Annotated in this window: 8 protein-coding genes; 2 read left to right on the top strand and 6 right to left on the bottom strand. The window is 58.4% G+C overall.

Going from position 1 to position 6,920, the window contains the following annotated elements:
- Positions 1-491 precede the first annotated feature (491 nt).
- The 6 genes from HMPREF3153_RS01035 to HMPREF3153_RS01010 form a co-directional block, all read right to left on the bottom strand.
- On the bottom strand, positions 492-1,022 hold the full coding sequence (locus HMPREF3153_RS01035) for a DnaB-like helicase N-terminal domain-containing protein (protein WP_070419785.1): 531 nt from the start codon (positions 1,020-1,022) through the stop codon (positions 492-494).
- A gap of 25 nt (positions 1,023-1,047) precedes the next feature.
- Positions 1,048-1,476, bottom strand: coding sequence for a hypothetical protein (locus tag HMPREF3153_RS01030; RefSeq protein WP_070419784.1), 429 nt, complete (start codon positions 1,474-1,476; stop codon positions 1,048-1,050).
- A 24-nt stretch (positions 1,477-1,500) separates the two neighbouring features.
- Positions 1,501-2,127 carry a ParA family protein gene (locus tag HMPREF3153_RS01025; RefSeq protein ID WP_070419783.1) on the bottom strand — a complete coding sequence of 209 codons (627 nt, stop codon included), beginning with the start codon at positions 2,125-2,127 and terminating at the stop codon, positions 1,501-1,503.
- 489 nt (positions 2,128-2,616) lie between these two features.
- Positions 2,617-2,916 (bottom strand): hypothetical protein, encoded by a 300-nt coding sequence (locus HMPREF3153_RS01020; protein ID WP_246817138.1) that lies wholly within the window; start codon positions 2,914-2,916, stop codon positions 2,617-2,619.
- 310 nt (positions 2,917-3,226) lie between these two features.
- Positions 3,227-3,799, bottom strand: a complete 573-nt coding sequence (locus HMPREF3153_RS01015) for a TetR/AcrR family transcriptional regulator (RefSeq protein WP_046203753.1) — start codon at positions 3,797-3,799, stop codon at positions 3,227-3,229.
- A gap of 17 nt (positions 3,800-3,816) precedes the next feature.
- Positions 3,817-5,316: an MFS transporter gene (locus HMPREF3153_RS01010; protein ID WP_046203754.1), complete on the bottom strand. Its 1,500-nt coding sequence runs from the start codon at positions 5,314-5,316 to the stop codon at positions 3,817-3,819.
- A gap of 266 nt (positions 5,317-5,582) precedes the next feature.
- Between HMPREF3153_RS01010 and HMPREF3153_RS01005 the strand changes: the two genes are divergently transcribed.
- Positions 5,583-5,837, top strand: a complete 255-nt coding sequence (locus HMPREF3153_RS01005; RefSeq protein WP_034659529.1) for a hypothetical protein — start codon at positions 5,583-5,585, stop codon at positions 5,835-5,837.
- Positions 5,837-6,430, top strand: coding sequence for a recombinase family protein (locus HMPREF3153_RS01000; protein ID WP_011117489.1), 594 nt, complete (start codon positions 5,837-5,839; stop codon positions 6,428-6,430). The genes HMPREF3153_RS01005 and HMPREF3153_RS01000 overlap by 1 nt, the downstream gene beginning before the upstream one ends.
- Positions 6,431-6,920: the final 490 nt, after the last annotated feature.

The following is a 6,920-nucleotide window of genomic DNA, read 5'->3' as shown; positions in this document are numbered from 1 at the left end:
AACATATGGCAAGACATATGTTAGGCCATATGCTGTAGCATATGTTTCGGTTTTGTGGCTGTCACCTGTAGTTTTAGTGGTGCCGGTGGTGTCGTCCTGGGGTGTGGGGCGTGCATTTTTCTTGCTTTCATCTCCGGCACGTAGTGCCTGCGCCCGCCTGTGGTGGAGGTCAAGAAAGCGTGGAATAAATAGCGAAAAAGCGCCCCGGATTCGGGGCGCGCGGGAGCGGTTTATGCCGCGAAAGTTCTTGACCGTAGCCACAGGCGGGTTAAGCTGCCGAAGGCGGAGATGAAAGCGTATCTACCGTAAGCAGACACTGGTTGCGGCGTGTGGCTGTGTGGCTGGTCTTTCGCGGTGGTGTTGGGGGTTATTTTCCACGGGAGTTGCGCTCGGGTGCGCGGTGGGGTGGTCAGGCCATGATTGAAGGTCGTGGAAATTCCCGCAGCGAAGCGAGGAAATTGGAGCGAAGGCCACCGTGGGGTGGGTGTGGTTTAGTGGCGCTCTTGCGGGGTGTCTTTGTGGTTGCGGTAGTAGCGGTCTTTAATGCGGCGTTGTTTTTTACCTTCTTTTACTAGCAGTGGGTAGAGGTCTTTTTCTGGTGCGGTGTGCGCCTGGCGGTTAAGGCGTTCGACCATGTTGCGGTATTGGCGGCGATACGAGTTAGAGGCTACGGCTTCGGCGTAGTCGGTTATTTTCGGCGGTATGTGCTCTAGGTTGGTGAGCATGGTGATAAGGCCGTCGATGTTGTCGGTGACTATGCCGGATTGGTCGCCTTCGGCGTGCAGTGCTGAGCGCACACTGGCAGGGTCGTAGGGTCTGCCGCTTGTGAGTTGTTGGCTGATGGTGGCAAAGATTGCGGCGTAGTCGGTGGAGTAGAAGTCGGCGGGGGTGAGTGTTTGTGTCAGGTTTGCCGCTTGGGTGGTGTCGCGGTTCCAGAGCAGGGCTGCGATAAGCAGTGCTTCGGGGTCTTCGCGCGGGTCGTTGTCCGCGCGGTCGGCGATATGGGGAGTCTCGTGGGACATGGTGGCTCCTTGGTCTCGCGGGTGGTTATCCTCTCCAGCCAGTTTGTTGAGCCCAGGAGGAGATGAGCTGGTCGGCGATGGAGGCTCCATGCTTGCTGCGGATTTTTTGCATGGCCTTCAGGGTGTCTTTGGGGATGTAGACGGTGGTGGTGCGAGTGAGCTCGTCAGTGTTGTAGGTCGCGTCTGCGGGCTGGTAGTCCGCGCCGTGGTCGGTGATTAGTTCCCAGGCTTCTAGAAGTTGGCGGTAGATGGGAGTGCTGGTTTCTGCCCAGTTTCTGCGTAGTTCTTTGTAGATGGAGTAGGGCAGGTTGACGGTGGTGCGGTGGGGCTTTTCTTTCTTGGTGGCTTTTTTAGCTTTGGCGGTATTAAGGCCGGTGTCTTTGGTGAGGGTGGGTTTTCCTTGGGCGTCGGTTTGCTTCTTTTTCGGGCGTGCCAGGCCTGGGGTGTCGTTCATGGTTGCTCCTTCTTTGAGGTGTGGTTAGTTGGTGATTTGGGCGATGATTTTGTCAAAGATTGCGGGGTAGCCGTGTAGTTCTTTGGCGCTGTTGCGGGGCCAGTGGCCGAATTGGCGGTCGAAGTAGGCGCGGGATTCTACGCCGGGCCATATGACTGGGATTCCTTCGTCTTCGAGGACTTTCCGGGCGCGGTCGGCGGTGCTTTTGCGCTTGTCCCAGATGGTGGGCAGTACGGCGTAGTGTTTGCCTTCTGGAATGACGTCGATGATTTTCCAGGTTTGCGCCATGTCGGTGTGGGTGCCGGTGGTGGGAATGACGACGAAGTCTGAGTTTTCGATGATGAGTTCAGACATGCTGTGATTGCTGGGTGGGCCGTCGATAATGACGAGGTCGTCGCTGTATTTTTTGACCTTGCGGGCGAGGATTCCTCGGTTGACGGCTTCGACTTCGACGTCAACGTGGGGGGCGTTGGGGTCTTCTTCGAAGGCGTCGTTGGCGTATTCGATCCATTCGGAGGCGGTGCCTTGTTCGGCGTCGGCGTCGAGGACGTGGACGGTGTATCCACGGTAGGCGGCGACGGCGGCGAGGTTGATTGTGCTGGTGGTTTTTCCGGTTCCGCCTTTGGCGTTGAGGAAGGAAATTACGGGCATGGCTGCTCCTTTTAGGTGTCGAGTGTTGTGTTCTCAAAGTGTCCTTTGAGCTGTAGGTTTCATATTAGCATATGTTCTGACATATGTTAAGCCATATGCTTAAACATATGCCTTGACATATGTTTAATTGGGAGATTTGATTTTACGTCTCACGTGGGAGTTTGTTGCTTTTTTCGGCTACGTTTTCTACGATCAATCGTGTCGAGTGTTTAACTGATTCCTTTCGGTTATTCCGACGTCTCGGGGATGCCTGAGACAAGCTCCCGGGGATGCCTGGGAGCTTTTTTATGTCCAAAGCAAGTAATTGTTTGTCCTATTTTTCGCTCCGGTTGCGGGCGCGCTGTAAGGCGGTATGGTTTTGGGTGTCCGCAGCGCGCTTCCCCCGGCGCATAGTCGGACGGAAGGAAAATAAAAAGCCACGACTCCCGCACCCCCGCAGGTGGCTTCTCCCCAGTGCTTCCAACGACGAGAAGCACTGGGGAGTTTCCTTTATTGAGCGTCTTCCAGCTTCTCTTTGAGGCTGGTGGCTAAGTCTAGAAGTTCGTCTGGGTTATCTGCGGGGCGTTGTTGAGACAGATTCCTCTGTGCTGCGCGTACGAACTTGGCGAGTATGCCGGCGCCGCGGGCCAGTGGGGAAGTGGCAGGCAGTTCTGCTTGTATTGCTTGCAGGTGTTTGGCCGCACTGTTGGCGGCATCTAGTGCGTACTCGTAGTCTTCACCGTCTCCGTGGGCTTTGATGAACAAAGCGCACAGGTGTGTGTCCTGGGCTTCATGAACAATGTCCGCCATTCCATCCCTTCTATTTTAGCCGCCTTCGGTTTAGCCCTTTAAGGCTTTCCCGGTCATGAAAGCAACTTTAACTAAAGAGAGTCACTTCAAAGTAGAGAGAAAATAAAGGGTACACCCAGTGCGACAGATGTGTCGCAAAAATGGCGAGACCGAGCCTATTGGCAACAGCAAACTACTGCGCCGTAACTGTCCCGCTGGGGTGCCCCTGTATGGCACTGACTCGACGAGGCCGCGAACGAGCAGCCTCTTGAGAAGGCGAAAGGCAGCGGCAGCGAACCTGGATCGGTTCAGATCTGCGAGATGGATGCGCTCATCGGATCGCCGCGTTGCCCGAGGTTCCGGCTGCGTCCGCAACGGAGTGGGCGAGGTGCTCTGCCAGCGCGGCGCGCAGTTCGGGCGGAAGGGGGGCGGCTCCGACGGATTCGCTAAGCCAGAGTCCGTCGGCGGCAAGGTACGCGACCATCTTCTGCAGCGCCCGAGGGTCAGTCGGGTCAATCTCGGCAGGGTCGGGTATCCATCGGGAGATGACCCTTCTCCACGGCTTGTTGAGCTCGCTGTCGGTGCTCGCCTCGAGCATGAACAGCAGCTCGGGGCCAGTGGCGCTGCGAGCGCTCACGCGGGCGTAGGCGGCGACGCGCTCGTCCTGCGTTGCCTCGTCTGGGTCCTTGCCCAGGACGTTGATCATCTCGTGGTCCCAGCGCTCGGCAAGATGCTCGTGCAGCGCGAGCACCAGGGCGTCCTTCGAGGGGAAGTGGTAGAGCAGCCCACCTTTGGTGAGTCCGGAGGCGGCGGCCACCGATTCGTACGTGACGGCCGTGACGCCGTCGGTTTCGACAACGTGGAGGGCGGCTTGGAGGATGGAGTCTCGTTTGCTGGTCCGCATGAGCGGTCCTTTCGTGGTCAGTGCTCGGAGTGCAGCTGCGACTGCGTGCCAGGCAGGTACCGACGCAGCAGCACTCCCGTGATGACAGCGGCCGCTGCCAGGACGCCGGCAACGACTAGCATCACGACGAGGTACGCGGAGTCGAAGGCCGTGGAGGCCGCCTGAATGATGGCGGCGTCTCCCTGCGCCGCCTCCAGTGCCTCAGCGATACCGTCACCAGCCGCCGCCGGTGCGCCGTTGGGGAGGACAACACTGGCGGTATAGATGGCCGTGAGCAGGCTTCCGAGCACGGACACGGCGATGAGGCTGCCGAACTCGTAGGAGACCTCTTCGAGGGAAGCGGCCATGCCTGCACGGCGCACCGGCACGTTCCCGATGATGGCGGTGGAGGCGACCGACATGGCAGCTCCGAGACCGGCACCCGTCACCAGAAGGCCGAGAACCAGCACGCCGAAGGATGATTGGAACCCGACTACCGTCACCACGACGCCGCCGGTGGCGACGGCGAGACCACCGGTGATCAGCGCGAGCAGCCCGACACGGTGCAAGAAGGCACCACCCAGGAGCGCTGTCGGCAACGAGCCCACGGCAATCACGGCAACCAAAAGCCCAGCCTCCAGCGGACTGAAGCCGACGACCTGCTGGAACCGTTGCGTGGTGACAAGCTGGATGCCACCGATGGCGAACATCGCGAACGCCGCGGCGAGCACGCCAGCACTGAACGCCGGGTTGAGGAAGATGGAGAACTCCAGCAGCGGATTCTCCAGGCGCCGCTGACGGCGCACGAAGAGCCAGAACCCGATGGCAGCAACGAGCAGCGCAACAACAATGGTCGCGACAGACGGGGGCGCGTGGCCGATCTCCTTGATGGCCACCACCGTTCCGACGAGCCCGATCATCACCAGTATCGAAGACACGGCATCCCAGCGCTTCGAAGGATCCGGGTCATTGGCCGGGCGGATCAACCAGGTAGCAACCAGCGCCAGCGCCACTACGGGCACGTTCACCAGGAACACCGAGCCCCACCAGAAGTTCTCGAGCAAAGTTCCGCCGAGGATGGGGCCCAGCGCGGCACCCACCACGGAGAGGCTGCCCCAGATCGCGATCGCGAGGTTCCGCTCGCGCTCGACCGTGAAGTACGTGCGGATCAGTGCCAGGGTTGCCGGCATCATCGCTGCCGCACCGACAGCGAGCACAGCGCGTGCACCGATCAGCACCTCGGGCGACGGCGCCAACGCTGCGAGCAGGGACGCCAACCCGAAGATCACCAGGCCGACGACGAACATCCGCGTGTGGCCGATGCGATCACCGAGGGTCCCGCTACCGAGCAGCAGGCCCGCCATCACCAGGGGGTAGGCGTTGATGATCCACAGGCTCTGGGTGCTTGATGCCTGAAGGTCCTCGGTCAGTGTCGGCAATGCCGTGTACAGGATCGAGTTGTCGAGGGTGATCAGTAGGAGCCCCGCTCCGACAGTCACCAGCAGCGACCAGCGTCGCCGTTTCGTCATCGTGGACATGCGCGTCTCCTTAATCGTTTAATCGTGAACAACGTAAGTGTACCGGATGGATGGTGTAGTTATGTCTACTGCGAGAGAGATCCGCGTCACTCCCTGTTCACGGCGCCTAAGGCCAGTGACTACGAGCGTGGTGCTCATTTGGGTACACCCTATTGTTACGCCGGTGTGCGGCAGAATGTTTCCTGTAAAATAGGGCCGTTCCTAGCATTGTTTTACACGTGTCTAGCGGGGTCTAAGCCTTATGTTTACAGAAAGTGGTGAGTGTGATGTTATCGTCTGACGGTTTCCATATTGAAAGTCATATTGACTCTGTACCCGCGTTGGCGCGGGTGAAAGATCTGCATGGTGGACTCTCGTCGGGGCAGCAGGCGTTGGGCAGGATTGTACAATCCTTGCTTGCTGACGCTGATGGCCTCGACGGTGTTCAGCTTTATGCCCTCTCGGATGCAATCGAGTCGTATCGTGATGCAGTCATAGAACAAGAGAATGCCGCCTTTAAACCTTCGCGGAGCGAAGACTAATGGTCAATGACTCTGGTTCGCATGGGCAGCGGGTGGGCTATATCCGTGTCTCCACGGTGGAGCAGAATAATCAGCGCCAGAAAGAACTACTCAATGCTTCCGGCAGGATTGACCGGTTTTTTGAAGATAGGATTTCCGGCCGCACCAAGACTGCCCGCCCTGGACTTGTCGAGTGTATGGCGTACGTGCGAGACGGTGACGAACTTGTCGTGTCGTCGATTGACCGTCTCGCCCGATCGCTGACAGATCTGCGCGGTATTGTTGATGAACTTACCGGCAAGGGTGTGACTGTTACTTTCCTGCATGAGAATCTCGCGTTTGCGAAAGACACGTCCGATCCGCGCGCGGATTTAATGCTCGGAATTCTCGGTAGCTTCGCGGAGTTTGAGCGGGCCATTATCCGCGAGCGCCAGGCGGAGGGGATTGCGTTGGCGAAAAAGGCCGGAAAGTACAAAGGCCGCAAACCCGCTCTTAGCCCGCAGCAAGTAGCGGAGATTAAACGGCGCATATTGGCAGGGGAGTCAAAGGCAGCACTAGCGCGGGAATTTGGGGTAACCCGTCCTACGGTGTATCGAGCATTGAAAAACACCTAGGGTAGTGCAGCCGTGATGGTAGATCAGCGCGCCCATGAGCCCCGTCATATGTCTTGCCATATGGCGGGACATATGTTTAGGCATATGCTAAAGCATATGTCGGCAGTTATGTAGCACTGCCAGCATTTTCGTGCGTCTAGATAGGGTGACAGGCAGAGAAATTAGCGGTGTTGAGTGCAGCTGCAAGTAGCACTGTACGGGTTTCCCCTCATGGGCGGCTTTTATAAAGGCAGGGGTGAAATCATGCTTCTAGGTCTCGTCAGGGGTGGCTGCTAACGTTAGTGCCGGTTCACAATCATGCCCCGCCACCTGTGGTGGGGCGTGGGCGTGACTTCCTCGTCGGTGCGCGGTAAGGCCCGCGCGTGACGTGGGCTGTCCCGCGCGCCTTTTTCAGGCGAGCGGACAACCCTACGACGTAAAGGGAGGTAGACAATGGGTAAACACTCATTGGATACACCCGGTCGCAAAAGAAAAGACCTTGATGCCACCA

Source organism: Corynebacterium sp. HMSC06C06, from assembly GCF_001807295.1.
In the GTDB taxonomy this organism is placed as follows: Bacteria; Actinomycetota; Actinomycetes; order Mycobacteriales; family Mycobacteriaceae; genus Corynebacterium; species Corynebacterium striatum.
Note: the sequence above shows the minus strand (reverse complement) of the source record. Positions and strands in the feature narration are given on the sequence as shown.

Bases quoted from the DNA above. Each gene is read 5' to 3' on its own strand.
- HMPREF3153_RS01035 (WP_070419785.1), bottom strand. From the start codon at position 1,022: ATGTCCCACGAGACTCCCCATATCGCCGACCGCGCGGACAACGACCCG.
- HMPREF3153_RS01030 (WP_070419784.1), bottom strand. From the start codon at position 1,476: ATGAACGACACCCCAGGCCTGGCACGCCCGAAAAAGAAGCAAACCGAC.
- HMPREF3153_RS01025 (WP_070419783.1), bottom strand. From the start codon at position 2,127: ATGCCCGTAATTTCCTTCCTCAACGCCAAAGGCGGAACCGGAAAAACC.
- HMPREF3153_RS01020 (WP_246817138.1), bottom strand. From the start codon at position 2,916: ATGGCGGACATTGTTCATGAAGCCCAGGACACACACCTGTGCGCTTTG.
- HMPREF3153_RS01015 (WP_046203753.1), bottom strand. From the start codon at position 3,799: ATGCGGACCAGCAAACGAGACTCCATCCTCCAAGCCGCCCTCCACGTT.
- HMPREF3153_RS01010 (WP_046203754.1), bottom strand. From the start codon at position 5,316: ATGTCCACGATGACGAAACGGCGACGCTGGTCGCTGCTGGTGACTGTC.
- HMPREF3153_RS01005 (WP_034659529.1), top strand. From the start codon at position 5,583: ATGTTATCGTCTGACGGTTTCCATATTGAAAGTCATATTGACTCTGTA.
- HMPREF3153_RS01000 (WP_011117489.1), top strand. From the start codon at position 5,837: ATGGTCAATGACTCTGGTTCGCATGGGCAGCGGGTGGGCTATATCCGT.